This window comes from Citrobacter sp. Cf136 (assembly GCF_030333815.1).
Classification (GTDB): domain Bacteria; phylum Pseudomonadota; class Gammaproteobacteria; order Enterobacterales; family Enterobacteriaceae; genus Citrobacter; species Citrobacter freundii.
In genome coordinates, this window is the sequence record NZ_JAOWFE010000032.1 from 638,901 (window position 1) to 663,583 (window position 24,683).

The 24,683-nt window shown below is 48.9% G+C and carries 24 protein-coding genes and 1 pseudogene; 13 read left to right on the forward strand and 12 right to left on the reverse strand.

Annotated features, from left to right (window positions below; all coding sequences use genetic code 11):
* Positions 1-353 precede the first annotated feature (353 nt).
* Positions 354-497, reverse strand: a pseudogene (locus OGV98_RS07445) (DinI-like family protein); the annotation flags it as partial.
* Between the two features lie 269 nt (positions 498-766).
* On the opposite strand from OGV98_RS07445, the gene OGV98_RS07450 reads away from it, so the two are divergent.
* Positions 767-2,326: an EAL domain-containing protein gene (locus OGV98_RS07450; RefSeq protein WP_003841974.1), complete on the forward strand. Its 1,560-nt coding sequence runs from the start codon at positions 767-769 to the stop codon at positions 2,324-2,326.
* 692 nt (positions 2,327-3,018) lie between these two features.
* On the forward strand, positions 3,019-3,660 hold the full coding sequence (pphA, locus tag OGV98_RS07455; protein ID WP_202581198.1) for a protein-serine/threonine phosphatase: 642 nt from the start codon (positions 3,019-3,021) through the stop codon (positions 3,658-3,660).
* On the opposite strand, the gene OGV98_RS07460 is transcribed toward pphA, so the two are convergent.
* From OGV98_RS07460 to yebS, 5 genes are all read right to left on the reverse strand, one after another.
* Positions 3,661-3,852 (reverse strand): YdfD/YebW family protein, encoded by a 192-nt coding sequence (locus tag OGV98_RS07460; protein WP_003034941.1) that lies wholly within the window; start codon positions 3,850-3,852, stop codon positions 3,661-3,663.
* Between the two features lie 102 nt (positions 3,853-3,954).
* The gene (locus OGV98_RS07465; protein ID WP_029139506.1) at positions 3,955-4,191 is read right to left on the reverse strand and encodes a YebV family protein; all 237 of its coding nucleotides are present in this window, start codon (positions 4,189-4,191) and stop codon (positions 3,955-3,957) included.
* A gap of 100 nt (positions 4,192-4,291) precedes the next feature.
* Positions 4,292-5,713, reverse strand: coding sequence for a 16S rRNA (cytosine(1407)-C(5))-methyltransferase RsmF (gene rsmF, locus OGV98_RS07470; RefSeq protein ID WP_286551176.1), 1,422 nt, complete (start codon positions 5,711-5,713; stop codon positions 4,292-4,294).
* A gap of 79 nt (positions 5,714-5,792) precedes the next feature.
* Entirely contained in the window at positions 5,793-8,426 is a 2,634-nt protein-coding gene (locus tag OGV98_RS07475; protein ID WP_016150396.1) for a PqiB family protein, read from the reverse strand.
* Positions 8,395-9,678 (reverse strand): membrane integrity lipid transport subunit YebS, encoded by a 1,284-nt coding sequence (yebS, locus tag OGV98_RS07480; protein ID WP_003841983.1) that lies wholly within the window; start codon positions 9,676-9,678, stop codon positions 8,395-8,397. The genes OGV98_RS07475 and yebS overlap by 32 nt, the downstream gene beginning before the upstream one ends.
* Before the next feature lie 128 nt (positions 9,679-9,806).
* Between yebS and msrC the strand changes: the two genes are divergently transcribed.
* The 4 genes from msrC to htpX all read left to right on the forward strand — a co-directional run bounded on the left by msrC (position 9,807) and on the right by htpX (position 14,229).
* A complete protein-coding gene (gene msrC, locus OGV98_RS07485) occupies positions 9,807-10,304 on the forward strand; it encodes a free L-methionine (R)-S-oxide reductase MsrC (RefSeq protein ID WP_003034953.1) in 498 nt (165 codons plus the stop codon).
* Between the two features lie 96 nt (positions 10,305-10,400).
* Positions 10,401-11,087, forward strand: coding sequence for an RNA chaperone ProQ (gene proQ / locus OGV98_RS07490; RefSeq protein WP_003034957.1), 687 nt, complete (start codon positions 10,401-10,403; stop codon positions 11,085-11,087).
* Between the two features lie 19 nt (positions 11,088-11,106).
* On the forward strand, positions 11,107-13,155 hold the full coding sequence (prc, locus tag OGV98_RS07495; protein WP_202581199.1) for a carboxy terminal-processing peptidase: 2,049 nt from the start codon (positions 11,107-11,109) through the stop codon (positions 13,153-13,155).
* 192 nt (positions 13,156-13,347) lie between these two features.
* On the forward strand, positions 13,348-14,229 hold the full coding sequence (htpX, locus tag OGV98_RS07500) for a protease HtpX (RefSeq protein ID WP_003034964.1): 882 nt from the start codon (positions 13,348-13,350) through the stop codon (positions 14,227-14,229).
* Between the two features lie 46 nt (positions 14,230-14,275).
* Here the strand turns inward: htpX and OGV98_RS07505 are convergent, their stop codons facing one another.
* Complete coding sequence (locus tag OGV98_RS07505; protein WP_202581200.1) at positions 14,276-15,649, reverse strand: MFS transporter; 1,374 nt, start codon at positions 15,647-15,649, stop codon at positions 14,276-14,278.
* A 174-nt stretch (positions 15,650-15,823) separates the two neighbouring features.
* On the opposite strand from OGV98_RS07505, the gene kdgR reads away from it, so the two are divergent.
* Entirely contained in the window at positions 15,824-16,615 is a 792-nt protein-coding gene (kdgR, locus tag OGV98_RS07510; RefSeq protein WP_003833778.1) for a DNA-binding transcriptional regulator KdgR, read from the forward strand.
* A gap of 114 nt (positions 16,616-16,729) precedes the next feature.
* Here the strand turns inward: kdgR and OGV98_RS07515 are convergent, their stop codons facing one another.
* Positions 16,730-16,969: a YobH family protein gene (locus tag OGV98_RS07515; protein ID WP_003841988.1), complete on the reverse strand. Its 240-nt coding sequence runs from the start codon at positions 16,967-16,969 to the stop codon at positions 16,730-16,732.
* Between the two features lie 164 nt (positions 16,970-17,133).
* On the opposite strand from OGV98_RS07515, the gene mgrB reads away from it, so the two are divergent.
* The 6 genes from mgrB to rlmA all read left to right on the forward strand — a co-directional run bounded on the left by mgrB (position 17,134) and on the right by rlmA (position 21,476).
* A complete protein-coding gene (gene mgrB / locus OGV98_RS07520) occupies positions 17,134-17,277 on the forward strand; it encodes a PhoP/PhoQ regulatory lipoprotein MgrB (RefSeq protein ID WP_003034977.1) in 144 nt (47 codons plus the stop codon).
* Positions 17,278-17,351: 74 nt separating this feature from the next.
* Positions 17,352-17,636: a YebO family protein gene (locus OGV98_RS07525; RefSeq protein ID WP_003841991.1), complete on the forward strand. Its 285-nt coding sequence runs from the start codon at positions 17,352-17,354 to the stop codon at positions 17,634-17,636.
* A gap of 636 nt (positions 17,637-18,272) precedes the next feature.
* The gene (locus OGV98_RS07530) at positions 18,273-18,416 is read left to right on the forward strand and encodes a DUF2627 domain-containing protein (RefSeq protein ID WP_003034983.1); all 144 of its coding nucleotides are present in this window, start codon (positions 18,273-18,275) and stop codon (positions 18,414-18,416) included.
* A gap of 12 nt (positions 18,417-18,428) precedes the next feature.
* The gene (gene cspE, locus OGV98_RS07535; RefSeq protein WP_001062678.1) at positions 18,429-18,638 is read left to right on the forward strand and encodes a transcription antiterminator/RNA stability regulator CspE; all 210 of its coding nucleotides are present in this window, start codon (positions 18,429-18,431) and stop codon (positions 18,636-18,638) included.
* A gap of 219 nt (positions 18,639-18,857) precedes the next feature.
* Positions 18,858-20,603: a peptidoglycan DD-transpeptidase FtsI2/PBP3(PARA) gene (gene ftsI2 / locus OGV98_RS07540; RefSeq protein ID WP_003841630.1), complete on the forward strand. Its 1,746-nt coding sequence runs from the start codon at positions 18,858-18,860 to the stop codon at positions 20,601-20,603.
* Positions 20,604-20,666: 63 nt separating this feature from the next.
* Complete coding sequence (rlmA, locus tag OGV98_RS07545; protein ID WP_003841628.1) at positions 20,667-21,476, forward strand: 23S rRNA (guanine(745)-N(1))-methyltransferase; 810 nt, start codon at positions 20,667-20,669, stop codon at positions 21,474-21,476.
* Here the strand turns inward: rlmA and mntP are convergent.
* The 4 genes from mntP to OGV98_RS07565 all read right to left on the reverse strand — a co-directional run bounded on the left by mntP (position 21,473) and on the right by OGV98_RS07565 (position 24,655).
* Positions 21,473-22,039: a manganese efflux pump MntP gene (gene mntP, locus OGV98_RS07550; RefSeq protein WP_003021013.1), complete on the reverse strand. Its 567-nt coding sequence runs from the start codon at positions 22,037-22,039 to the stop codon at positions 21,473-21,475. The genes rlmA and mntP overlap by 4 nt on opposite strands.
* A 432-nt stretch (positions 22,040-22,471) precedes the next feature.
* Entirely contained in the window at positions 22,472-22,930 is a 459-nt protein-coding gene (locus OGV98_RS07555) for a DUF986 family protein (protein ID WP_061549410.1), read from the reverse strand.
* A gap of 60 nt (positions 22,931-22,990) precedes the next feature.
* A complete protein-coding gene (locus OGV98_RS07560) occupies positions 22,991-23,842 on the reverse strand; it encodes a PTS mannose transporter subunit IID (RefSeq protein ID WP_008322630.1) in 852 nt (283 codons plus the stop codon).
* A gap of 12 nt (positions 23,843-23,854) precedes the next feature.
* On the reverse strand, positions 23,855-24,655 hold the full coding sequence (locus OGV98_RS07565; protein ID WP_003021004.1) for a PTS mannose/fructose/sorbose transporter subunit IIC: 801 nt from the start codon (positions 24,653-24,655) through the stop codon (positions 23,855-23,857).
* Positions 24,656-24,683 lie beyond the last annotated feature (28 nt).

The window sequence follows — 24,683 nt, forward strand, 5'->3', positions numbered from 1 at the left end:
TAAACTTTAGCTCCAATCCTTGGTGGAGTGAATTTTTACGACCGCGTCATATGATCGCATACCCTTACGTAAGTGAAGGTTATGACTGATTATACGTATAGTTTGATAAACAGGAAGCATAAAAAATACAATATCATTCATGATGTCTATGATTTGGTTTTGGTATAGGACCATCGAAAACCTGAGTCAATACAGTAGTATGATGTCCTTTTTACGTTCAAGAACCCTATCTTTGGGTAGATTCTTGCTCTTATTGACAATAAGAAATGCTTTGAGTCCAAAGGTAAGATCGGAGGGATGGTGATGGGTGGGGACCTGTCATCCCCACAGAAAAATCAAGTTATACACGTTCATCATTCGCTCATCAGCCACACATCAGCCTCTTCAAACATTTCCTGAACAGTACGGCTTATCTGTTCCTTCTCATGCTTGCTGGCGTCAGTGTTGATCGCCGGCAGCGTCATCATCGGTTTTACCCAAGTACCAGTATCGGGAAAAGGCGCGGTTTCACACTTATTTCCCTTAGAATTACATCCTTTACATTAGACCTATGAATACAAGATGAAGTGCCACTTATTTGGCTAAAATGCAAACACAAATCTAACTTGGATGTGGTTTTGCGTTATTTTATAACGTTCTTTTCTAATAAAAAACATAAAGAAATATTTGTTTTAGCCGATAATCTGTTTTAACTGTATGTATTTGATTCACGACAGATAGTAGAATGTATGTTGTTACATAGGGTCAGGCATATAAAGAGGTCGGCGTGAAGAATAACCACAATTTAAAACGAATTAAGCCTTATATGATATCAATCATGTTTTCATTTTTTATTTTTTTCTCATTGTCTGAGATTTCAATGTATTATATATACAAGGAGAGGATTGCATCATATACAGAACGAGTTTTGAATAGAAGCGTTAGTCTCATTCAACAGATTGATAAAATAAATGATAGTTATGAAATATTTAATGCTTATAGTCCTTGTAGTGAACTACAACTTCATGCTCTAAGAGTGGCCTTATGGCCCTATGCTCTTATAAAAGATATATCATTTATTTCAAATGGTGCAGTCATATGTAGTGCTTTATGGGGAGTGTTGCCAGCACCATTGCTTCTCAATATCTATGATAGAAAAGTTGAAAAGGACAATGTAACTTGGTTTTTTGGTGTGTTACTGGAAAATAATGTAAAAGCTGATTTGCTAAGCAATCAAAAATTAGCCATAACGATTTCACCATTTGCATTTAATAGATTTGTTACAGACCATGAAGAGAAGGGGTTTTCTGCAATTGTAGGTGACAGAGATCATTCGCTTCATTTGTTCAAACTTGGTGAGCAGGTCGATCTTCTTGAAGAGGCTCAGCATGATAAATCCTACCAACTAGGACTTATTACCACGCAAAGCTGTAATAAAAATAATAATATCTGTGTCATGGGGGGAGTTAAATTTCCGTGGATGAGTTTCGATAGTTGGTTAACGATGTTGTTGATTTCCTTTACATCTATTGTGACCGGTGTTCTTCTGGGTGGTTTTTATAATCAAAGAGTTGCACGTAAGCAATCATTAGTTTCAAGATTAAAAAATGCGATAAGAAGCGAATCATTATATCTTGTGTATCAACCTATTTATAAAATAAAAACCGGAAAAATTATTGGTGTGGAAGCACTAATTAGATGGGATGATCATGATATTGGTAGCATTCCTCCTGATATTTTTATCCCTATTGCAGAGAAGCATGGTTTAATCCAGGGAATAAGTGATTTTGTATTTCGAATGGTAGTAAAGCAAACCATGTCTCTTTCTGAGGAATTTGATATTTTTATAAGCATTAATGTTAGTTCTCAAGACCTTCTGTCGGAATCATTTCAAGAAAAAGTGTTTCAGATGATTGATGAATCAAATATAAAACCTGGTATGATAATGATGGAGTTAACAGAAAGGCAGAGCGCGGAAATAAATTCCCTCCAAAAGGTTATTTCTTTATTTAATAATAAAGGTATATCAATAGCTATTGATGATTTCGGGACTGGTCATTCAAATTTAAACTGGCTATCAAATTTACAAATAGATGAAATTAAAATTGATAAGTCAATTACAGATTCTATTGGTGAACCCTCTGTAAATAATAATATCGTATCAGGATTGGTGGAGATTTTTAAAGATATAACTAACAAAGTCGTTTTCGAAGGTGTCGAGACATCAACTCAGGTGAAATATTTAACTGAAATGTTCCCTGAGTGCGGTGTCCAAGGATGGTATTACTCACAGCCACTATCTATAGATAAATTGACAAAGTTAGTAAATGATATTAATGGGGTTTAATATGTATTGCATTGTTTTTATTGTTTAATTTTATATAAGATACGTGTAGCCGTGTACCATATAAATTTAACAGCTGAACTTTAATATCTCGTGCCGAATATAGTTGACTAGTTGGTTCGAGATTGAGTGAAATGTCGCGTTCTGATTCATCAGCGAGCAGGGCAAGATAATCTTCACGCGTCATTGACTGTAAAAAACATCCACACATAGAAACCTCCAGCCATATGTCAGACTGAAAGTATAGGGCAGGAAGAAAAAGTGGTGCGCACCGGTAATGATTTAAAAAGGAGCTTGTAAGGTAAATTGGAATGATGGTTTTGTGAATTGATGAATTCTTAAAAATATGTAGATGCTGGAACAATGCGATCCCGAATTTTTCCCGACGACGCCACGAAACCAATAGCAACTGATTGATCTTGAATGGGTGCATTAGTAAGTATCAGGAGGTGTTTTTTAGTGGTTTTTTGGTGTTAACATATTGAAGTTTATAGGTTATTACGTTTTGATTTGTAAACAGGAATCGTATTCGGTCTCTTTTTATGTGGCGAATGCGATGCCATCCAGGGCAAAACACGGCTTATCGCATGCTGCATTCTCCATAAACCATACCATACTCCTGCCCACGATCGTCCAGGCTTTTTTACCATCATTGCTAAAATTATAATCAGGTACCCTTGTACTCTGGAGGCGACATGGGACGACCTGACAATATCTATCAACGAATCGACGGTACGCAGTGGCGTCACGTCTGGGTGGTTGGGGATATCCACGGCTGCTTCTCGATACTGATGGCTAAACTGCGCCAGTACCGTTTTGATCCTTGGCAGGATCTGCTGGTTTCAGTGGGGGATGTTATTGACCGTGGACCAGACAGTTTGCGTTGCCTGAAATTAATGCGTAAACGCTGGATAGTCGCGGTCAGGGGGAATCATGAGCAGATGGCGCTGGACGCGCTGGTGACGGGAGATCAATTCATGTGGTTTATGAATGGTGGCTCGTGGTATGCGCAGGCGGAGCAACCGGCAGCGAAATTCGCTCTTGAAGAGTGTTGGCAATTACCCTGGATTCTGGAGCTGCATTGTCAAAACGGCATACACGTTATTGCTCATGCCGATTACCCGGATGATGATTATCTGTGGCTAAAAAAGATCGATTTACAGCGTGTGCTGTGGGATCGTTCGAGGCTAATGAACAACGGTTGTGGGATTCGCGGCGCGGATCACTTTTGGTTTGGCCACACGCCGTTGCTCCATCGGCTGGATCGCGAGAATCTGCATTATATTGATACCGGTGCTGTATTTGGCGGCGAGTTAACGCTGGTACAACTGCAATAATCAAAAATCGCTGTATTCCTGGGCCGGGTGCCAGAAACTATCAATGTAGTCATCCGCGGGTAAACACCCTCCGTTACGAATACGTTGATCGTCCATCGATATCAGGCACTGCTGCTCAGTTTTGTAGACATCAACCACGATATCTTCACAACCGCCATCCAGGTAGCACACAAAAAGAACCAGCGTGAACATTCCATCCTCAAATGGTAAAGCCATAGCTGTAGTGTAGAAGATGTTGATAGATGAGGGAAATTAACCAGGAAATAACCCGTCTGGCGACGGGTTCTTTTTGAATCAGGCAAGGCGCATGATCCAGGCATCTGACTTACGATCGTAGTGTTCGCGAAATAGTACTGAATGTTCTCCGTTCAACAGGGCCGGGACGCTGGTATCGGCATCCCAGGCATCCAGTTGCATACATAAATCCGGGTCGGATTTACACGGAATGGTTAACGTTCGGTCCCCCGGCGATTCGCCATGTAACTCGGCGTCGTCGATTTCAAAAGCGCCAATGCGCACACTGGTTTTCATCATCGTGCTCTCCGTTAATTTGCTAATTGTGGTACGACCAGTTAGGTCGTCCATTTTTCAGCGTAGTCAACGTTAGCAAAAGCGCCAGTAAAAACGTGCGTTATCCCGTAAAGAGTTTGCCATCCCGGACAAGATCGCGTGGGTAGCTATTCTTCAGTCGCGATCCAATACGTTTTGCCAGACCGATAGGCTGATGCTGGAATGTAACCAGTACGTCGTCACTCGTCGGTGTGGCTTGTGGGTAGACATCCCGGCCGCGGTACCACTCTTCAGCTTCGGCAAGCGTCAGTTCAAACGCATGGCTGTGATTTGGGTTGGCGAGCGCGATGACGGCTTCATGCTGCCAGCGGTAGCCTTTATTGTGCGTTTCAGCTAATTTGACGCCGAGTCGGGAAAAGCGGACTTTGCCGATCAGTGGCTCAATTTCTGTTGGGAATAGCCAAATCTCTTTATCGCGCTGCCACAGACGTAAATTATCTTCCCACTGCAGTCCACAAGCGCTCGCGGCTTGCGCGACAAGCGCGGACTCGCGTCCTTTCAGCGGGCTAAACGGGAAGTTACCGACTTTATATGTCGGCGCAGGTAGTGGAGGGATGGCGGCTGTTTTGCGCAAACGCGCAACGAAGAAACCTTCGCAATCGTAAATTTGCGGAAACACATGCAGGAATCCTTCCGGCGTCAGAGCGCGTTCGGCCTGTGGAAATAAATCGCCGAGTGGTAAAAACTCGACGGCGTCCGGGTAGGTTTCAATCAACCACTGCATGACGTTTTCATTTTCTTCACGGTTAAGTGTACAGGTGGAGTAAACCAACGTGCCGCCGGGGCGCAGAGCGTGAAAGGCGCTGTCGAGCAGTTCGCGCTGAGTCGCGGCAATTTCCAGATTACTTACTGGCGACCAGTTTTTTAGCGCATCGGGGTCTTTACGCACTACGCCTTCCCCGGAACACGGGGCGTCGAGCAATATGGCATCAAATGATTCCGGCAACGCAGCGCCAAAAACCCGGCCGTCAAAATGGGTCAGGGCGACGTTGGCTATCCCGCAACGGCTGATATTGGCATGCAGAACTTTGACGCGACTGGCAGAAAATTCATTCGCCAGAATGGCGCCTCGATTATTCATTTTTGCGGCAATTTGCGTGGTTTTGGAGCCAGGGGCTGCCGCGACATCCATTACGCGTTCCGGGGTATTGCCTTCGGCAAACAGCGCAGCGACTGGCAGCATTGAGCTGGCTTCCTGAATATAAAACAGGCCGCTTAAATGTTCTGCTGTGCTACCGAGCGGCACTGACTCTTCTTCATCGCGTTCGATCCAGAAACCTTCAGCACACCAGGGAACCGGAGTGAGAGACCAGTTGTAAGGTGCTGTCAGTGTGAGGAAATCGGCAACGGAGATTTTCAGCGTATTGACGCGAATGCTGCGGCGCAACGGGCGCTGACAGGCAGCGAGAAAATCATCGAATGAGAGCGTGGAAGGCATTGCTTCACGCATTTGGGTCAGAAAGGCATCGGGAAAATAAGCCACTTGGTACCACCGGCAAAAAAACAGGTGCGCAGTGTAGCATAAGTGCTCCGGCGCGAGTACGCCGGAGCAACTGGAGAGATTATCGTGGCAGGGCGGTTCCCCATTCACGCCACTCTTTCGGTTCGCTTTCGAGCAACAGGAAGTGTTTACCTGCCTGTGCTTTAGGAGCCAGCGGTGTGCCTGGTGGAGTCGCGAAGGCGATGCCGCCGCGGATGAACTGATTGAAGGTACCGGTCTTCACGACACCGCCGGTCAGGCCGAAGTCAAGATTGTAGCCGGATGCCAGCCAGAACACGGAGTTGTTGCGCACCAGATGCTGATAGCGCTGGCTAATGCGCATGGCAACCATCACACGATCGGAAAGCGAGCCCAGCGTCAGCCCGGTGACGGTCCCCACTTCAATACCTCTGAACAAAACCGGGGTTCCGATATTCAGCGAACCTGCTTCCGGTGCTTCCACCACAATACTCAGACCATCGAGGTAACGAGAGTCGGTAATGGTGGCTTCCTGCAGCTCAAAATCACGTCGCGGATTACCGCGTCCGGGTTCAACGTTGATGTACGGCTGCAGGATTGTATCCAGATGCTCCACGCCAGCTGCCGAAATTTGCGGGGTGATTACGGAGAAACGGGTACCGCTTCGCGCGAAGGTCTGCACGTATTCCGGGTACAGAACTGCTTTTGCCTGCACTTCGTTACGGGCGGTGATCAGCTCAAGCGTCTGAATCTGGCCGATATCGATTCCCAGGTAGCGAATCGGCATGCCAGCAGCGAGTTTACCGGCATCGAACGCATGCAGCGTTATCTGGCCGCCTACCGCACGCGCGGCGGTTTCCGAAGCATACAGAATGCGCTTGTCGCCTTTGCGTTGGCTGGCGCTGGCACCGCTTAAATTATCGAAGCTAATTGCCCCTTTGAGCGCGCGCGAAAGGGGAGATGCCTGTACGGTTAATCCGCTGCCGTTAAGCTGAACTTTTGCTCCGCCTTCGGCCCAGAACACGCTGTTGCTGGTCAACAGGTTGCGATATTCCGGTTTAATATGCAGATCGATATCAAACGCATCGGCGCGAGGACGAACGCTGATCACTTCACCGACCTCGAATTTGCGGTATAGAACCACCGAGCCGGCCTGCACATCAGGCAGCGTTTCGGCGCTCAGGCTGACCGTGGTGGTTGGCAGATCGCTCAGGCTGTTTTCAATCGCTTTTTCCAGGTTGGCATAAAGCGGGTAGCTTTTTTTCATTTCCCCCTTCGTACCGGGCAAAATACGAATGCCGCCGCTGAGCCACTCGCTGGCGCTGGCGCCAAGGAACTCCACGCCATCAAGTCCGACTTTGACGTCCACGCGGCTGTTGACCACGAACTTACTGTCACCTTGCACCAGGTCACGATGCTGCGGTTCGATGGCAACGGTAAATGAAACGCCTTTGCTGGAAAGCGTGCGCTCAATCACCTGACCGACCTGTACGCCGTGGAGAATCAGCGGCTGGCCAGCATCAATACCGTAACTTTCCGGTGCGGTGAGCGTAAATGTCATGACCCCTGGATCGTGTAACAACGACTTCTCTGCGGGGATAACCACAAACTGGCTACGCGGCTCGCCTTCGCCGGGGACCAGTTCAAACGTTTTACCCGTCAGCAGTGAGCTGAGATTGGCATCGTTTAACGATAATTTAGGGCTGTGTAATTCAATCCGCGTGTTGTCGCGCAGCAGCGTTACGACGCTGGGATCGACGGTCATTTCGCCGGTGACTTTACCGCCTGGATTTAAATCCAGTTTGGTCAGTTGACCGACTTCCAATCCTTGATACATCAGCGAGGTTGAGCCAGCTTTGAGTCCGTCCCCGCTGGGTAAGTCAAGCTTGACGATCACCCCGCGCTGGCTGTGCGCGAGATCCTGATATAAACCAAACGTGTCGTCGGCTGCGGCGGGTTTTGAGTCTTCAGGCGAATCAAAAGCAATGGCGCCATTGACCAGCGCGGCCAGACTCTCCAGTTTGATCTTCGCGCCGCTGAGACTGACATCCGCATTCACACCGGAGACGTTCCAGAAGCGGCTGCCTTTTTTCACCAGATTGGTAAACCGACGTTCAATCAGCACGTCGATAGTTACGCCCTGATTGTTGGGGTTGATAGTGTAGTCATACACCCGGCCCACCGGAATCTTACGGAAATAAACCAGCGAACCGCTATTGAGCGAACCGAGGTCAGGCGCCCGCAGATGCAGCATCAAATCGCCATTATCCAGACGGTATTTGGGCTGCGTGTCGAGGGCAACGAAATGATCTTCTTCCTCGCCGGTTCCGGGCATCATGCCGATATAGTTACCACCAACCAACGCATCCAGACCCGAAACTCCGGCCAGCGACGCTTTCGGCGTGACCAGCCAGAACTGGGTATCTTTGCGCAGTGCATCTTTCATGCTCGATTTGATGCTGACGCGGACTTCAATTTTACGCAGATCTTTGCTGAGGTTGATATCCTGCACCGTGCCCACTTCAACGCCCTGATAACGAACGGGCGTGCGTCCTGGTACAATGCCGTCCGCGGACATGAAGTCAATGGTTACGGTATTGCCGCGATCTTCATAGCTTCCCCAGATAAGCCATCCTGCGATCATCAGTGCAATGAACGGCAGCAGCCAGAACGGAGAGATACGGCGTTTTGTTTTAATCTGCGCTTCAGTCTGCGAAGCGGGCGTTTCCTGACTCATGTGCATCCCAAAGTAAGCGGCTGTCCAGCCATTCCACAGCAAGAATAGTCAATATTACCGCCGCGCCGAAATAAAACGCAGCCGGTCCCATAGTAAAAGCAAGTATCTGATCGCGATTAATCAGCGACATGGTTAAAGCGATAACAAAGAGATCCAGCATCGACCAGCGGCCAATCCAGGTCACCATACGCAGCAGTTTTATGCGGGTACGCAATCCTTGCTCGCAGTTAAAATGGATGCTGATGAGCAACGTAAACATCACAATCACTTTGGTGAATGGCACCAGAATACTGGCGATAAAAACGATCGCCGCCACGCCGACGTTGCTGTTTGCCAAAGACATTATGCCTGACAGGATAGTGTCTTCCTGCCTACCACCGTTGACATAAATTACCGAGATGGGCAGCAGATTAGCAGGCAAAAGCAGGACAATCGAGGCCAGTAGCGCCGCCCAACACTTTTGGATACTTTGATTCCTGCGCCAGCGCAGCGGGATATGGCAACGAGGGCAGCGACCCCGAGCGTCCGGATAACCTGTAAAGTGACAACCGAGGCAGACGCGGAGCTTTTCATCAGGGCGACGGGCTGGTCTTTGCGGGTAAAATCGGTCCCAAAGCTGCTCTACGTTGAGGTGCGACAGCGTCAAAATACTGAGGATCACCAGCGCAATAAAAGCAAACAGCCCCACACCGGGTTGCAAAAATGCATAGTCCTGAACTTTGATTGACGCGACGCCAATGCCCACAAGATAGATATCGAGCATCACCCACTCTTTGAGCCTTTCCAGCATCAGCAGCACCGGGCGCAGGTTCATCCCAAGAATATTGCCAAACCACAGATAAGCAATTGAGGTCACGAGAATTAGCGGCGCGCCAGCGACGCAAAAAAGCACGAAAGAAGCAGTGAGGGGGTCACCTTGTCGGGTCATTTGCCAGATGCCTTGCATAACATTGGCATCAATGCGCACGCCTAATAAATAGATGTGCAGGAGTGGCTCTCCCCAGGCAAAGGGCATCAGCAGCAACATGGTGAAAGCCATTGCCGCCAGTCGCGTTAATGACCAGTCGCGTCCGTCGCGAATTTTTGCCTGGCAGCGTGGGCAAAAGGCACTTTGGTGCGAACGCATTTTAGGCAAGCTAAATATCAGGTCACATTCAGGGCAGCGATGATAATGTGCACGAGGTAGTGCCTCACCGATGGACCTGATGGCTATTTTTTTAGTTGGCGTGATGCGTGGTGTCGTTAAGGCCATGTATCGCGAATCAAATTGTTGAAGTAATGTTATCTTAACTCATGACGGGAATGATCTTGAGCATTAACGCATTTAATGTTTATTTTAGTAGGCTGCAGTTTTAAGTAAGACAACTAAGTGATTACATAATGAACAAAATAGAGCTATACACGGATCTGAACCGTGATTTTCAGGCATTGATGGCAGGTGAAACCAGTTTTCTGGCAACGCTGGCGAATACCAGCGCATTGTTGTACGAGCGTCTTGCAGAAGTGAACTGGGCCGGTTTTTACCTGCTTGAGGACGATACGCTGGTGCTTGGTCCCTTCCAGGGCAAAATTGCCTGCGTGCGGATCCCGGTAGGGCGTGGTGTGTGCGGTACAGCAGTGGCGCAGAACCAGGTTCAGCGTATTGAGGACGTACATGCTTTTGATGGGCACATTGCTTGTGATGCCGCCAGCAACGCTGAAATCGTCCTGCCAATCACCGTCGAAAATCAGATAATCGGCGTGCTGGATATCGATAGCACGGCGTTTGGCCGCTTTACTGAGGAAGATGAACAAGGTCTGCGTACACTGGTGGCACAGCTTGAAACCGTGCTTGCAACGACGGATTACAAAAAATTCTTTGCGCACGTCGCAGGATAATCAACGGATAACGTAGCAATTACTGATGACGTCATTATAATGTCGCCTGTTCATGCCTGCGCTTGTTGGCTACGTCCGTTGTAATCAGGAAATTTCATGGAAAATCAACCTAAGTTGAATAGTAGTAAAGAAGTCATCGCGTTTCTGGCCGAACGCTTCCCGCAGTGTTTTAGTGCGGAAGGCGAAGCGCGCCCACTGAAAATTGGCATTTTTCAGGATCTGGTAGAGCGTGTTGAGGGCGAAATGAACCTCAGCAAGACTCAGCTCCGTTCTGCCTTACGTCTCTATACTTCAAGCTGGCGCTATCTGTACGGCGTTAAATTGGGCGCAACGCGTGTTGATCTCGACGGCAACCCTTGTGGTGAGCTGGATGAACAACATGTTGAACATGCGCGCAAACAGCTGGAAGAAGCTAAAGCCCGTGTTCAGGCGCAACGCGCAGAGCAACAGGCGAAAAAACGCGAAGCGGCAGCTGCTGCCGGTGAAAAAGAAGGCGCACCGCGTCGCGAGCGTAAGCCGCGTCCTGCACCGCGTCGTAAAGAAGGTGCAGAGCGTAAACCTCGCGCTGAAAAACCAGCAGCAAAAGCACCGCGTGCTCCTCGCGAAGAACAGCATACCCCGGTATCTGATATTTCAGTACTGACGGTAGGGCAGTCTCTGAAGGTGAAAGCAGGAAATAATGCGATGGATGCCACCGTATTAGAAATCACCAAAGATGGCGTCCGTGTACAGCTGAATTCGGGTATGTCTTTGATTGTACGCGCAGAACACCTGGTGTTCTGAAACGGAGGCCAGGCCTGGCATGAACACTTTTTTTAGGCTTACTGCGTTAGCTGGTCTGCTTGCATTAGCAGGCCAGGCACTTGCTGTGGAAGACATCACGCGTGCCGATCAAATCCCCGTTTTAAAGGAAGAAACCCAGCATGCGACGGTAAGCGAACGTGTGACGTCGCGTTTTACGCGATCACACTATCGCCAGTTCGATCTGGATCAGGCGTTTTCGGCAAAAATTTTTGACCGCTATTTGAATTTGCTCGACTACAGCCACAATGTGCTGTTGGCGAGCGATATCGAACAGTATGCAAAAAAGAAAACGGTCCTCGGCGATGAACTACGCACCGGCAAGCTGGATGTCTTTTACGATCTCTATAATCTGGCGCAAAAACGCCGATTTGAACGTTATCAGTACGCATTAAGCGTACTGGCACGTCCGATGGATTTTACCGGTAACGACACGTTTAACCTCGACCGAAGCAAAGCGCCGTGGCCGAAGAGCGAAGCAGAGCTAAATGCACTGTGGGACGGTAAGGTTAAATTTGACGAACTCAGCCTGAAGCTGACCGGTAAAACCGATGCGGAAATTCGCGAAACGCTGACGCGCCGCTACAAATTTGCGATTCGCCGTCTGGCGCAGACCAACAGCGAAGATGTGTTCTCACTGGCGATGACAGCGTTCGCCCGTGAAATCGACCCGCATACTAACTATCTATCTCCGCGCAATACCGAGCAGTTCAATACTGAAATGAGCTTGTCTTTGGAAGGTATTGGCGCGGTTCTGCAAATGGATGATGACTACACCGTCATTAACTCCATGGTGGCAGGTGGTCCGGCAGCCAAGAGCAAGTCGATCAGCGTTGGCGATCGTATTGTCGGCGTCGGGCAGACGGGCAAGGGCATGGTCGATGTGATTGGCTGGCGTCTGGATGACGTCGTGGCACTGATCAAAGGACCTAAAGGCAGCAAGGTACGCCTTGAAATTCTGCCTGCCGGTAAAGGTACCAAGACGCGCACCGTGACGCTAACGCGTGAACGTATTCGTCTCGAAGACCGCGCCGTGAAAATGTCCGTGAAAACCGTTGGTAAAGAAAAAGTTGGCGTACTGGATATTCCTGGCTTCTATGTAGGTCTGACTGATGATGTCAAAGTCCAACTGCAGAAACTGGAAAAACAAAATGTCAGCAGTATTATCATCGATCTGCGTACCAACGGTGGTGGTGCACTGACTGAAGCGGTTTCGCTTTCCGGTCTGTTCATTCCTTCCGGCCCGGTGGTTCAGGTTCGTGATAATAACGGTAAAGTGCGTGAAGACAGCGATACCGACGGCGTTGTGTACTACAAAGGCCCGCTGGTGGTATTGGTCGATCGCTTCAGTGCCTCAGCATCAGAGATTTTCGCGGCGGCAATGCAGGATTATGGCCGAGCGTTGATCGTTGGTGAACCGACCTTTGGGAAAGGCACCGTCCAGCAGTATCGCTCCCTGAACCGTATTTACGATCAGATGCTACGACCGGAATGGCCTGCGCTGGGCTCTGTTCAGTATACGATACAGAAATTCTACCGCGTAAACGGTGGCAGCACGCAGCGTAAGGGCGTTACGCCGGATATCATCATGCCGACAGGTAATGAAGAAACTGAAACCGGCGAAAAGTTTGAAGATAACGCACTGCCGTGGGACAGCATTGATGCTGCGACCTACACTAAGTCAGATAATCTGACGCCGTTCGGACCTGAATTGCTGAAAGAGCACAATGCACGTATTGCCAAAGATCCTGAATTCCAGTACATCATGAAGGACATTGCGCGTTTCAATGCGATGAAGGATAAACGCAACATCGCTTCTCTGAATTACGCTCAGCGTGAAAAAGAGAATAACGAAGATGACGCAATGCGTCTGGCGCGTATCAACGATCGGTTTAAACGTGAAGGCAAGTCGCCATTGAAGAAACTGGATGATCTGCCGAAGGATTACCAGGAGCCGGATCCGTACCTGGATGAAACGGTAAAAATCGCGCTCGACCTGGCGCATCTTGAGAAAGAGAAGCCAGCGGAACAGCCCGCAACCAGTCAATAACCTCGAACAGGCACAAGAAATTGTGCCTGTTTTTTTAACAAGTGCATGAAGACGTCAGCCTGATACGATAAAATGTAAAGTTGTGTCTTTCTGGTGACTTAGCACCTATGGATGCTTGAAAATAGTCATAAGACCCATACGATATGGGTAATCGCATAGTGCGTTTTGTTAAATTGAGGTTAAAAGAAAATTATGATGCGAATCGCGCTCTTCCTGCTGACGAACCTGGCTGTGATGGTCGTTTTCGGGCTGGTATTGAGCCTGACAGGGATCCAGTCAAGCAGCGTTCAAGGCTTGTTGATCATGGCACTGCTGTTTGGTTTTGGTGGTTCCTTCATTTCGCTGCTGATGTCCAAATGGATGGCGTTAAAGTCCGTTGGCGGGGAAGTGATCGAACAGCCTCGCAATGAAAGAGAACGCTGGCTGATGAATACAGTTGCGAATCAGGCCCGCCAGGCCGGGATCGCTATGCCACAGGTTGCAATCTACCACGCGCCAGATATTAACGCGTTTGCGACTGGTGCCCGCCGGGATGCCTCGCTGGTGGCTGTAAGTACTGGCCTGTTGCAAAACATGAGCCCGGATGAAGCCGAAGCGGTTATCGCGCATGAGATCAGCCACATTGCCAATGGCGATATGGTGACCATGACGCTCATTCAGGGGGTAGTAAACACCTTCGTTATCTTTATCTCACGTATTCTGGCGCAAATTGCCGCTGGCTTTATGGGCGGGAATCGTGATGAGGGTGAGGGTAGCAACGGTAACCCGTTGATCTACTTTGCGGTGGCGACTGTGCTGGAACTGGTGTTTGGTATTCTGGCGAGCATCATTACCATGTGGTTCTCACGTCATCGTGAATTCCATGCGGATGCCGGTTCTGCAAAACTGGTGGGTCGTGAAAAAATGATCGCCGCGCTGCAGCGCCTGAAAACCAGCTATGAGCCGCAGGAAGCGACCAGTATGATGGCGTTCTGCATCAATGGTAAATCCAAATCGTTGAGTGAGCTGTTTATGACTCACCCCCCGTTGGACAAACGTATTGAAGCGCTGCGCAGCGGTGAGTACCTGAAATAATCTGCAGCAGACAACAACAAAAAGCGCGTCGACAGACGCGCTTTTTTTATGACTGAACCCGCGGTTGTGTAATACGTAAGCCACTCACGATTGCGGCCAGCGAAGCCAGAATGCCCGCTGTTATCAGCGAGATGTGCGTTCCGCTGTCACCAAACTGATTTAGCATCAGCGCAACCAGTGCGGCCCCGGTACTTTGACCCAGTAAGCGCGCCGTTCCGAGCATACCGCTCGCGCCTCCGCTACGATCTCGCGGCGCGGAGGTGATGATGGTGTGATTATTCGGTGACTGGAACAAGCCAAAACCCGCACCACACAAAATCATTGGCCAGATGATATTAAAATCGGAAGGTGATGCGGGCAGTAACACCAGCGAAAACAGCCCACACGCCATTACTGCCATGCCCAGCGCGCCAAGCAGACCTGCATGAACACGTTCAATCAAATATCCCGCCAGTGGGGCCATCACCATGGTTGCCAGCGGCCACGGCGTCAGCAGCAGGCCCGTTTCAACTTCGCTGCGTCCGAGAACCGTTTGCATAAAAAAGGGCAGGGAAACCATCGCCAGCATTTGTGCGCTGAATGAACAGATTGAGGTGCAAATAGAGAGTGAAAACAGCGGAATGCGTAGTAGATCAACCGGTAATAACGGTACTGGCAATGCGAGCTGGCGGCGGATAAAGAAAAAACCTACCACGAGAAGCCCCACAAGTTCAGCACCAATCAGTTTTAGTGACTGTCCCTGTGCAAATCCGCTGAGTGCCGTGATCAACAAACCGAATGTTAAGGCGTTCATTATTGCGCTGGGCAGATCAAAGCGCGGTTTATTGCTACGTGATGAATTGGGTGGCAAAAAACGCATAGCCAGCAGCAGGGCGATGATCCCCAATGGAACGTTAATCAGAAATAGCCATTTCCACGAGGCAATAGAAAGAATTGCCGCCGCAATAGTCGGACCCGCTGCCGAGGATACAGCCACGATAAAGGAGTTAATACCCATCCCGCGGCCAAGCTGGCGCTGAGGATAAATGAGTCGGATCAATGCCGTATTAACGCTCATCAGCGCCGCGCCGCCAAACCCCTGAGCCACGCGCGCTAACGTCAGCATATGCAGCGAGTTTGACAAGGCACAAAATAGAGATGCCAACAGAAACACGACCAGACCACACTTATAAATGCGTCGGTAGCCAAACATATCACCTAAAAAAGAGAGCGATAACAGCGAAACAACGATCGCAATTTGGTAGGCGTTCACAATCCAGATTGAGCTGGCGGGTGAGGCCTGAAGATCGGTGGCGATAGTGGGGAGGGCAACGTTTGCTATTGCGCCGTCGAGTACTGCCATAGAGATGCCAATAACAATGGTTAAAATTGCGCCATATCGCTGGGGCAATGGCAGACCATCGGTCTGAGTTTTTTCCATAGGAAGTCAATACTGTTGGAATTTATGATGAGAATAATAATTTTAGCATTGATATTCAGGCGTTAGGTCGCAGATTTGTAACTAAGTAAGCAAAGAGCGATTGCGAGGGCTGATACGTGAAATTATAATAAAAACCGGTTCTGATTTTTATAAAACACTCGAAAGGGGTGATAAATGGCAATCGCAGATCTGGATAAACAACCCGATTCTGTATCTTCCGTGCTGAAGGTTTTTGGCATTCTGCAGGCGCTGGGTGAAGAGCGCGAAATTGGTATTACCGAGTTGTCGCAACGCGTCATGATGTCAAAGAGCACCGTTTATCGCTTTTTGCAGACCATGAAAACGCTGGGTTATGTGGCACAAGAAGGGGAGTCTGAGAAATACTCACTGACCCTGAAACTATTCGAGCTGGGTGCTCGCGCGTTACAAAACGTCGATCTTATCCGTAGCGCTGATATTCAGATGCGCGAACTTTCGCGCCTGACCAAAGAGACAGTGCACCTTGGTGCACTGGATGAAGACAGCATCGTCTACATCCATAAAATCGACTCTATGTACAATCTGCGCATGTATTCTCGCGTAGGTCGCCGTAATCCGCTATACAGCACGGCTATCGGTAAAGTTCTGCTGGCATGGCGTGACCGCGATGAAGTGAAGCAGATTCTGGATGGTATTGAGTACAAGCGCAGCACCGACCGTACTATTACCAATACTGATGAGCTGCTGGTATTGCTGGATAAAGTACGCGAGCAGGGCTACGGTGAAGATAACGAAGAACAGGAAGAAGGTCTGCGCTGCATCGGTGTACCGGTGTTTGACCGTTTCGGTGTAGTGATTGCAGGCTTGAGTATTTCATTCCCGACACTGCGTTTCTCAGAAGAACGTTTGCACGAGTATGTGGCGATGCTGCATACGGCTGCGCGTAAAATTTCAGAACAAATGGGTTATAACGACTATCCGTTCTAATCTGATGAAATAGCGTCAAGGTAAAAACCCCAGGTATTTTTGTATCTGGGGTTTTTTATGAACAGTCATAACGTTAGTTGGTGCAAATAACGTAGCGGATGTATTGCTGCTATATTAACCGTTATCAATAATGACCGTGCTTTTTCTTAACAAGGGGCAATCCGACAGGCCAATGATACCGCTGTCTGTGTGGACGTATTGCGCAGTGCTGGTTCCGCGGGCGGTCAGATATTGGCATTGCAAGCCCAGGCCTGCTGCATTCTCCTTACTTCCAATCAAAATTCCGTAGCCGCTCAGTAATAAACCGATCCAAACCAGAGCTAACAACACAATAGCGCGGATTATCAGACGCATTACAACCTCTTATCTTTTCTCGTTATTATTAGATTAGCCTGTACATGGGATGAAACAAGTGAATCATTCCTAAAAAGATTGAATGCCGATACAGTTAACGCTGGGTTTAGGTAACGCATGATAATTTATAGGCATAAGATGTTGATTCGAAGAGTGGAGCTGGAGTGAAAAAAATTCGCTGGGTAGTGCTGATAGTTGTCGTGCTGGTATGCATACTGATGTGGGCGCAAGTGTTCAACATCATGTGCGATCAGGATGTACAATTTTTCAGCGGTATTTGTGCCATTAATAAATTTATTCCCTGGTAAGCGCATTTTTGCCACAGTTGATTACCTTCTTGTGCGGCAGTGGTAAACTACGCTGTCTACATTGAGGTGGTGAAATGAACGAAGTTTTGAATTCTGGCGCGTTGAGTTTGGCGTCTTTGGCTGTATCGGTGGTGATTCTGGTTGTCGGGCTTGTACTGTGGTTTTTCGTCAATAGGGCAAGTTCGCGTACTAATGAGCAGATTGAGCTGCTTGAAGCATTGTTAGATCAGCAAAAAAGACAGAACGCATTGCTCCGTCGCCTTTGCGAAGCTAACGAACCTGAAAAAGCGGCAGAGCCTGCTGTGGTCACAGCGAAAGACGAAGATGATGACATCATCCGCCTGGTAGCTGAGCGGTAAAAACGGTATGACAGGGTGAGGATCTGTTGCTTACGTTCTCAGATGTTTCATCCTGTCGCCAACATGCCAGATTATTTTCTTCTGCACATGTCGTGTAATTAGCACTCTGATTCTCGTGTTAACTCAGTATTTTCAGATGCTCCAGCCAATTAATATCTTATCCCCGGTCTGATATAAATATAATTTCCCATACGATAAAAATATGATTATGTCATTTTTGTGATAGTGATCGTTTTATTAACAGCGAAACGTTTCTCTTACTTTTTTTGTGCATTGTCATCATTCTTTCATTATTTTGGTGCAAAAGCAGAAGGCAGATCTCATTTTTACGCTTGTGACATTTTATGCATTACTAAGCATAAAAAATGATATTCAGCACACCCTGTAACAGCTAATCTGGAACAACCGAAGCTATTGAGCTATGGTAGAAATGTCCCGGCTATGGTGCAAGCCTGGCGGGGGATGGGGCGAGCGGCGGGAATATAACACTACTCGGTGTGGCGCATAACTGTGCAGTTGCTGTTTGATGAACGACAGGATTTGTGCGACCGATCGAGACACGTTTAAAAATGGCTTGCCATTATTAACGTTGTATGTGATAACACGTTTTGGGTTAAACGAGGTACAGTTCTGTTTATGTGTGGCATTTTCAGTAAAGAAGTCCTGAGTAAACACGTTGACGTTGAATACCGCTTCTCTGCCGAACCTTATATTAGTGCCTCAAGCAGTAATGTCTCAGTTTTATCTATGTTATGCCTGCGGGCGAAGAAAATACTCTAAGGAATTTTGCAAATGGCAAAGATTAAAGGTCAAGTTAAGTGGTTCAACGAGTCTAAAGGTTTTGGTTTCATTACTCCGGCTGATGGCAGCAAAGACGTGTTCGTACACTTCTCCGCTATCCAGGGTAACGGCTTCAAAACTCTGGCTGAAGGCCAGAACGTTGAGTTCGAAATTCAGGACGGCCAGAAAGGTCCGGCTGCTGTTAACGTAACAGCTATCTGATCGACACCACTGATTTGAAGCGCATATGCGCAACCATCTCAGATATAAAGCCTCGCCTATGCGGGGCTTTTTAATTCAAAATACGTCTAAATATTTCTAAATGCCTTCCCATTAGCGCTTTGTTGCAAAGGCGTGATGTTCGTAGCATAGTTTTCCCCGCTTTCTTACGACATTTCTCGTTAAATCAGACACCTGAAAAACTATCTTGCTGGAGTTCAGGTGAAAAAGAAAAACGACGGCGACGCGCGCAATTTTACTCCCGTACGTTTTGCCCTGCTTTGTGTGGCAATATTATTGAGTCTGGGATTGCTGCTGGGTCGGGTTGCATGGCTGCAAATTGTCACGCCGACGAGTCTGGTGAAACAGGAAGACATGCGTTCATTACGTGAGGTAACTATTGCCTCGCCGCGCGGGATGATTACCGACAGAGAAGGGCGACCGCTGGCGGTAAGTGTTCCGGTTAACGCGGTATGGGCCGATCCTAAGACCATCATCAGCAAGGGAGGCGTGGGTTATAACGAACGGTGGCAGGCTCTGGCAAGGGCTCTGCATCTGTCACTGAGTACGCTGGCGGAACGCGTTAACAGTAATCCTGGCGGACGTTTTATTTACCTGGCACGACAAATTTCCCCTCAGCAGGCTGAGTGGGTCGATGATCTTAATCTCCCGGGCATTAACCTGCGCGAGGAATCCCGCCGGTTCTATCCTGCAGGCCACGTAGCGGCGAATCTCATAGGTTTTACCAACATTGATGGACAAGGCATTGAAGGGCTGGAAAAAAGCTTTAATAACCAGTTGATGGGTAAACCTGGCTCCCGTCTGGTACGTAAAGACAAATTTGGCCATGTAATCGAAAATATCACCGAAGTTACGCCTGTTCCTGCACACCAATTACAGCTCAGCATCGATGAGCGCCTGCAGACGGTCACTGAAGATGCGTTGGACAATGCCGTTACGTGGAATAAAGCGGAATCAGGAGCCGCAGTGCTGGTAAACATTGCTACCGGTGAAATACTGTCCATGGCGAGTTTTCCTGACTTCAATCCCAATAACCGTGACGGCGCGGTACTGGATGATTTTCGTAACCGTGCAATAAGCGATACGTTTGAACCCGGTTCAACCGTTAAACCGCTGGTGATCATGACTGCGCTCCAGCAGGGGATAGTACAACCGGACAGCGTGATTGATACCCATCCTTTTTACCTTGATGGACATCGCATTCGCGACGTCGGATTTTACCCGGAGCTGTCGTTGACCGGAATTTTGCAGAAATCGAGCGATACCGGCGTGTCGCACCTTTCACTGGCTATGCCTGTTCAAAAGTTGCTGGATACCTATAAGAGCTTTGGTTTTGGCGATCCAACCGGACTGGGATTAACCGGTGAAAGTAGCGGTTTAATGCCTCAACGCCGCTACTGGAGCGATTTGGATCGCGCGACCTTTGCATTCGGCTATGGATTAATGGTAACGCCGCTGCAGTTGGCGCACGTATATGCAACCATTGGTAGTTTTGGTATCTATCGACCCCTTTCGATTACCCGTATTGACCCGCCGGTAATCGGTACCAGAGTGATGCCGGAGGCGCTGGTTCACCAGGTCGAACATATGATGGAAAGCGTCGCGTTACCCGGTGGTGGGGGAACTAAAGCCGCGGTCAGAGATTATCGCGTGGCGGTTAAAACAGGAACGGCAAAGAAAATTGGTGATGACGGTAAGTATGTCGATAAATACGTGGCCTACACGGCAGGCGTTGCGCCAGCGAGCGACCCGAAATTTGCACTGGTGGTCGTCATCAATAATCCACAAAACGGTGCTTATTATGGTGGGGCTGTCTCTGCGCCTGTCTTCAGCCAGATAATGGGTGATGTCCTGCGTCTGGAGAACGTTAAACCGGATGGTATGCCTGCCGACTCTGATCATCTGCTGGTGATGCACGGCAGCAACGTATCCTCGCCGTCGCTGTAAGTTATTTTCCCAGGGCGCAATTCGCGTTACACTTGCGCCCTTAAGTCACCTGCCGGAGTTGTCATGTCGTTTTCCTGTCCTCTTTGCCACCAGCCTCTTACTCAAGCGAATAACAGTTTTGTCTGCCCCGGGCGGCACCAGTTTGACGTGGCGAAAGAAGGGTATGTCAACTTACTGCCGGTTCAGCATAAGCGGTCGCGCGATCCGGGTGATAGCGCTGAAATGATGCAAGCCAGACGGGCATTTCTTGATGCTGGGCACTATCAACCGTTGCGTGATGCGATTGTGAATGTGCTTAAAGAAAAGTCGAATTCAGAAGATGCAGCGATCCTGGATATTGGCTGTGGGGAAGGGTATTATACCCATGCGTTTGCCGACGCGCTGGCGGGCTGTACAACCTTTGGTCTTGACGTATCCAAAGTGGCAATTAAAGCCGCAGCCAGACGCTATCCGCAGGTGATCTTTTGCGTTGCCTCCAGTCATCGTCTGCCGTTCGCAGACGAATCAATGGATGCCATCATCCGGATCTATGCGCCCTGTAAAGCGCAAGAACTGGCTCGCGTGGTTAAACCGGGTGGATGGGTGATCACCGCCACGCCGGGACCGCGCCATTTAATGGAACTGAAAGGGCTGATTTATGATGAGGTGCGTTTACATGCGCCCCATACTGAGCAACTGGACGGTTTTGTTCTGCAACAGAGCATTGCGCTGGGATATCAGATGCAGCTTCAGGGCAGCGAGGCCGTTGCGTTACTGCAAATGACGCCGTTCGCCTGGCGGGCAAAGCCGGAAGTGTGGGAAACGTTAGCGGGGAAAACGACGTTTGACTGCCAGACCGACTTTAGTATTCATGTCTGGCAGCGTCTGAATTAACCGTGGAAGTGTGCCCAGAGGATCTGGGCACCGATACCAATCAGCACCACCCCACCCAAAATTTCAGCTCGTTTGCCCAGCATTGGGCCAATGAAACGACCAATCATCATGCCGAGCGTGGACATAATCAATGTGGCGCAGCCGATGGCCAGCGCTGTGGCAATAATGTTGACCTGCAGGAAAGCCAGACCCACCCCGACGGCCATTGCGTCGAGACTGGTGGCAATGGCGGTGGTAACCAGCAGCCAGAAACCGTGGCGGCGCTGCGGTTCTTCCTCTTCATCGCCGTTGTCGCGAAAACCTTCGATTATCATTCGCCCGCCTAAAAAGATCAGCAGAATGAAGGCGATCCAATGGTTCCACTCCAGCACGAATTTGCTGGCCAGCATCCCCATGCCCCAGCCAATCAGTGGCGTAAGCGTTTCAACTGCGCCGAATATCAGTCCGGTGCGCAATGCTTCAGAAAATTTGGGTTTATGCAGGGTGGCGCCTTTGCCAATTGATGCGGCGAAAGCATCCATCGACATGCCGAAAGCGAGAAGAACGGTAGCGGTGAGATTCATAACAGCGTCCTGACCGGGGTATCCATAAAACACATCACTGCCCCCAGTAACCATGCATACAGGCTGGAATCACTGTAAATACAGCGCCATTCAAATATGCATTGCAGTTGATGTGCCTATGGTCTCGCCTGACTGAACCTGTAAGTTCAGTCCGTACGCGCCACGTTTTTCAACGAGTATGTTGACACGTACATTTCCGGAGTCTGGAAATCGGCTACTCCCCAACGACGGGCGCAACCTTAACATATTTTGAGAATATAAAACAAGAAACGCAGAAATAATATTTGACTTCTACTTGAAAACGATTTTCATTTAGATTTATTTATAAATAAAACGTTAAAATAAATAACATTGAGGACAGTGAAATATAGCCTTGGCTATGTTTGTTTTTACACTGATATATAAAAACATAGTTCAGGCTATATTTGTAAGCTATTGATTTGAAATTAATAGTTTATATATTCTCTCAAGATCGTCTATATTTCGTACACGAATCAACAATCTTCGATGTTCTAATTGCATCACCAATACACCGTCTTCAGATAAATTCATCTCTTTAATGCGGTTATATTCAATCCAGACGTTGGCGAAGAAAAAGCCTTTCCGCTTGAAGATGATTTTTGGCGTACGGATCCAGAACAGATACAAACCCATCAATACCAGTGCACATAATAACCATGTGGTAAATTGCGCGCCGTGGCTGGTGATGTTGTTGTAGATAAGAATAGCTACCAGGCCAAGGAAGATAACGCTGTCGACTCTGCTGCGGGGAAGCAGGGCGACAGTAAGCAGAGTAGGGCCATTACGGCGGGGCATGATGAACTGATCGTAAATGGCATACGCCAGCAGCGAAAAGATAAATAGAACCAGCACCAGGTCCGTGATAGTCATGAATCCTCAACCCTCTAAATAGAAAAACCGGGGGCAAGCCCCCGGTGATGTACAACAGTTTTACAGGCCGAGCAGTCCGACAGCGTAGCCCGCGATACCGATGACGAAGAAGCCAACGATGATCCACAGCGGGTTCACTTTCTTACGCAGCAGCCACATACAGGCGAATGTCAGCAGCAGAGGAACCAGACCCGGCATCAGCTGGTCAAGGATAGTCTGCACAGTGGTAACACGAGTCTGACCATCCTGACCGGTGATAGTAGAAACCACCAGTGGAATGTTTACGTGCGTCCACTTGTTAACCAATGCCCCCATGACAAACAGGCCGAGGATTGACGCCCCCTCAGTCAGTTTCTGCAGGAAGCCGCCGCCCATATCTTTAACGATATCGACACCTTTACGGTAGCCATATGCCACACCGTAATAACGGGTTGCCAGACGAACCAGGTTAAACAGAACGAAGAACAGCAATGGCCCCAGCAGGCTGCCGCTCATCGCGATACCTGCGCCGAGCGCGGCGAATACTGGGCGAACGGTACCCCAGAAGATCGGGTCGCCGACGCCTGCCAGCGGACCCATCAGACCAACTTTGATACCGTTGATGGCACCATCGTCAATCTCTGCGCCGTTTGCACGCTGTTCTTCCATCGCCAGCGTAACGCCCAGTACTGGAGCCGCTACGTACGGATGGGTGTTAAAGAATTCCAGGTGACGCTTAATCGCTTGCTTACGTGCGTCGTTGTTTTCCGGGTACAAGCGGCGGATAGCCGGCACCATGGAGAAACAGAAACCCAGCGCCTGCATACGTTCGAAGTTCCATGAACCCTGAAACAGGTTAGAACGAATGAACACGCCACGAATGTCACTCGGAGTGAGTTTTTTCTCGGTGGTAGTTTTAGTCATATCAACCATTTCGCTCACCTGCTAGTCCAGTTCGTTATCGAGATCGTTATTGCCAGCCGCCGCAGCAGGTGCACCGGCTACGCGGTTATATTTCGGGCTCAGCTGAATGTAGAGGATCGCCATTACTGCGCCAATCACACCCAGAGCAACCAGGTTGAAGTTAGTAAATGCCGCGGTGACGAAGCCGAGGTAGAAGAATGGCATCAGGTAGCCTGCGCGCATCATGTTGATGACCATCGCATAACCAACCACCACGATCATACCGCCTGCAATGTTCAGACCGCCGGTCACGACTTCCGGAATGGCGTTAAGCATGCTCTGAACTTCACTGGTACCAACAGAAATCGCTACGATTACCGCTGGGATAGCGATACGCATAGCCTGCAGGAACAGAGAGGATACATGCAGCCAGGAGAGTGCCGTCAGGTTACCGTTTTCGGCCGCCTTATCCGCTGCGTGCTGGAATGCTACGGTGATAGTACGAACGATAATGGTCAGTACCTGGCCTGCGGCTGCCAGTGGGATAGCCAGCGCGATACCGGCACCAATGCTTTGGTGACCTGCGATAACCAGAACGGTAGAGATAATTGAGGCCAGTGCGGCATCTGGTGCAACCGCAGCACCGATGTTCATCCAGCCCAGGGCGATCATTTCCAGGGTACCACCGATGATAATACCGGTTTTCATGTCCCCGAGAACGGCACCAATCAGCGTACAGGCCACCAACGGACGGTGGAACTGAAATTCATCGAGTACCGACTCCATACCCGCGATACATGCGACGATGAACACCAGCACAATCTGAAGAGTGGTAATCTCCATTGTACTTCTCCTATTGCTATACAGACTT

Coding starts and splice junctions, on each gene's coding strand:
- OGV98_RS07460 (WP_003034941.1), bottom strand. CDS start 3,852: ATGTTCACGCTGGTTCTTTTTGTGTGCTACCTGGATGGCGGTTGTGAA.
- OGV98_RS07475 (WP_016150396.1), bottom strand. CDS start 8,426: ATGAGTCAGGAAACGCCCGCTTCGCAGACTGAAGCGCAGATTAAAACA.
- OGV98_RS07530 (WP_003034983.1), top strand. CDS start 18,273: ATGTGTGGCATTTTCAGTAAAGAAGTCCTGAGTAAACACGTTGACGTT.
- msrC (WP_003034953.1), top strand. CDS start 9,807: ATGAACAAAATAGAGCTATACACGGATCTGAACCGTGATTTTCAGGCA.
- OGV98_RS07465 (WP_029139506.1), bottom strand. CDS start 4,191: ATGAAAACCAGTGTGCGCATTGGCGCTTTTGAAATCGACGACGCCGAG.
- yebS (WP_003841983.1), bottom strand. CDS start 9,678: ATGGCCTTAACGACACCACGCATCACGCCAACTAAAAAAATAGCCATC.
- mntP (WP_003021013.1), bottom strand. CDS start 22,039: ATGAATCTCACCGCTACCGTTCTTCTCGCTTTCGGCATGTCGATGGAT.
- proQ (WP_003034957.1), top strand. CDS start 10,401: ATGGAAAATCAACCTAAGTTGAATAGTAGTAAAGAAGTCATCGCGTTT.
- htpX (WP_003034964.1), top strand. CDS start 13,348: ATGATGCGAATCGCGCTCTTCCTGCTGACGAACCTGGCTGTGATGGTC.
- OGV98_RS07525 (WP_003841991.1), top strand. CDS start 17,352: ATGAACGAAGTTTTGAATTCTGGCGCGTTGAGTTTGGCGTCTTTGGCT.
- OGV98_RS07505 (WP_202581200.1), bottom strand. CDS start 15,649: ATGGAAAAAACTCAGACCGATGGTCTGCCATTGCCCCAGCGATATGGC.
- OGV98_RS07560 (WP_008322630.1), bottom strand. CDS start 23,842: ATGGTTGATATGACTAAAACTACCACCGAGAAAAAACTCACTCCGAGT.
- OGV98_RS07515 (WP_003841988.1), bottom strand. CDS start 16,969: ATGCGTCTGATAATCCGCGCTATTGTGTTGTTAGCTCTGGTTTGGATC.
- prc (WP_202581199.1), top strand. CDS start 11,107: ATGAACACTTTTTTTAGGCTTACTGCGTTAGCTGGTCTGCTTGCATTA.
- cspE (WP_001062678.1), top strand. CDS start 18,429: ATGGCAAAGATTAAAGGTCAAGTTAAGTGGTTCAACGAGTCTAAAGGT.
- rlmA (WP_003841628.1), top strand. CDS start 20,667: ATGTCGTTTTCCTGTCCTCTTTGCCACCAGCCTCTTACTCAAGCGAAT.
- pphA (WP_202581198.1), top strand. CDS start 3,019: ATGGGACGACCTGACAATATCTATCAACGAATCGACGGTACGCAGTGG.
- kdgR (WP_003833778.1), top strand. CDS start 15,824: ATGGCAATCGCAGATCTGGATAAACAACCCGATTCTGTATCTTCCGTG.
- OGV98_RS07555 (WP_061549410.1), bottom strand. CDS start 22,930: ATGACTATCACGGACCTGGTGCTGGTTCTATTTATCTTTTCGCTGCTG.
- OGV98_RS07565 (WP_003021004.1), bottom strand. CDS start 24,655: ATGGAGATTACCACTCTTCAGATTGTGCTGGTGTTCATCGTCGCATGT.